Raw genomic sequence first — 2,146 nt, forward strand, 5'->3', positions numbered from 1 at the left:
ACCGCTCTGCAGGTTCCAGTCCCACAGGCCCAGTGCGGCGGCCGAGAGGGTGAGCGACAGCAGCGCCTCGCGCTCGCGCACCTGTTCTTCGTTGCGCTTGCGGTCGGTGATGTCCTGCAGGGCAAACAGCCAGCAGGGCTCGCCGTCAAATTCGGTGGCACGCATGGACTGCAGTACGGTGCGCACTTCGCCGGTGCGGGTGACGATCGGGACTTCGTAGGCATCAAGCTGCCCGCTCTGGTTGGCAACTTCCATCAACCGCGCACGGGCCTCCGGGGTAAAAATACCCAGCTTGATGGCCGAGCTGCCCACAGCGTGTGCGCGCGCATAGCCGAGCAGTTCTTCCCACGCGGGGTTGACTTCGACATAAGCGCCATCGCGCTGGCGCGTCATGCCCATGGGGTAGGGCATGAGCTGGAAGATGCGCGAGAACCGGTCTTCCGAATGGCGCAGCCGCTGCTCGGAGTGCTTGGCCTCGTCGATGTCCTGCAATACGCCGCGGATGCCGACGACGGCGCCATCGCGCAGCACGGGCTCTCCGCGCGCGCGAACCCAGGCCTGCCGCCCGTCGGCGCGGATGATCTCGAGCTCGAGGCTCCACTCGGCCTGGTGGTGGATGCAGTCGTGTAGCTTGCCGCGCACGGCCTCGCGCCAGGCCGGTGCCACGAAGCGCTGGATGTAATCCCGTGGCAGCTCGGAGCCCAGCGGCAGCCCATGGATGTCGTAGCAGACATCCGACCAATACGCCATGCCGCTGTCGCGGACGTCTTCCCATGCGCCCAGCCGGGCCATGCGGCCGGCCTGCTGGAGCAGATTGTTCAGCCCGCGCAACTCGTCGCTGGCGCGCTGGGCTTCGGTCATGTCGTGGAAGACGAAGAGAAAGCAGTCTTCGCCGTCCACCACCACGGGGCGCGCCGACATCAGGCCGGGCACACGCACCCCATGGCGCAGCGCCACCATCGACAGGCGATCCACCTTGCCATCGCGCTGGTAGGTCTGCAGCAGGCGCGCGCGCTCCTGGGCCGAAGCCCAGATGTTGAGCTCGGTGGACGTGCGCCCGAGCACCGCCTCGCGCGGCAACCCGAGCGTTTCGCAGAAGGCCGGGTTGACGTCGAGATAGCGCCCGTCGGACACGCGCGAGATCCCAGCCGGGTCGGGCAGTGTCTGGTAGATGGTGGTGTATTTGGCTTCGGACGCGCGCAGGGCGTCTTCGACTTCGCGGTGGGCCGTGATGTCCATGTCCATGCCCACCAGGGTCAGCGGCCGGCCCTGGGCATCGCGCTCGCCCGCCCGTCCGCGCGAAAGCACCCAGCGCCACCGGCCTGCGGTATCCAGCACGCGAAACTCGGCCTCGTAGGTGTCCACCTCGGCACGCATGGCGCGCTCGAGCAGGGGCGCCAGGCGCGCGACATCTGCCGGGTGGCGGCGGGCGTACCAGCGTTCCCACGCGTCGTCGGTGTCGGTGTTCTCAAGCCCGAAGGCCGCGTAGAAGTGCCCATGGAAAGTCAGCTTCTGGCGCGGCACGTTCCACTCCCAGCGTCCGCCGCCCAGCGCGTCGAGTGCCAGGCGCACCTGTTCTTCGCGTTCGCGCAGCAGGCGAAACTCCTGGCGCAGGGCCGCATGGGACTGGGCGCGGCCCAGCAGCAATTCGGCCCCGCCCGCCAGCAACACCCCCCCCAGCGCAATGCCCCAGGGGGATCAGCCCCGGCACGCTGTAGCCCTGCGCAGCCGCCGCGCCTGCCAGCGGCGCGAAGGCCCACGCGACCAGTGCAAGGGTTGTGGCCAGCCCGCACACGGCCGTGCTGGCGGCGAGGTGCCAGCGCGAACGCACAGCGCGCCAGCCCCATCCCAGCAGAACTGCCGATACCAGCAGGACTGCCGCGGCGGGCCCGGCGGCCGTGCCCCGGATGGGCGGGTACACCAGGGCCAGCCCGGCAGAAACAGAGCCCGCCAGCGGCCCCATCACCAGTGCGGCCACAGCGCTTGCGACGGGATGGGCCAGCGTGGCATGAACGGGGTGTTGTGGCGGTGCTAGAACGAACGCGAGTACCGACGCCAGTCCGCAGGCCGCCCCCCCCAGCACGGCAGTGCTGCGCGTCGGGGTGCGCAGCGCCTCGGCCGGCACCCAGCCCAGAACCACCGCCAG

1 protein-coding gene is annotated in these 2,146 nt (G+C 69.8%); it reads right to left on the reverse strand.

The genetic code is table 11. The features are described 5' to 3' along the window. A partial coding sequence (locus tag ACDELDRAFT_RS21605; RefSeq protein WP_005800583.1) for a PAS domain-containing protein occupies positions 1-1,671 on the reverse strand: 1,671 nt, incomplete at its 3' end. Positions 1,672-2,146 lie beyond the last annotated feature (475 nt).

This window comes from Acidovorax delafieldii 2AN, from assembly GCF_000175235.1.
GTDB lineage: Bacteria > Pseudomonadota > Gammaproteobacteria > Burkholderiales > Burkholderiaceae_C > Acidovorax > Acidovorax delafieldii_B.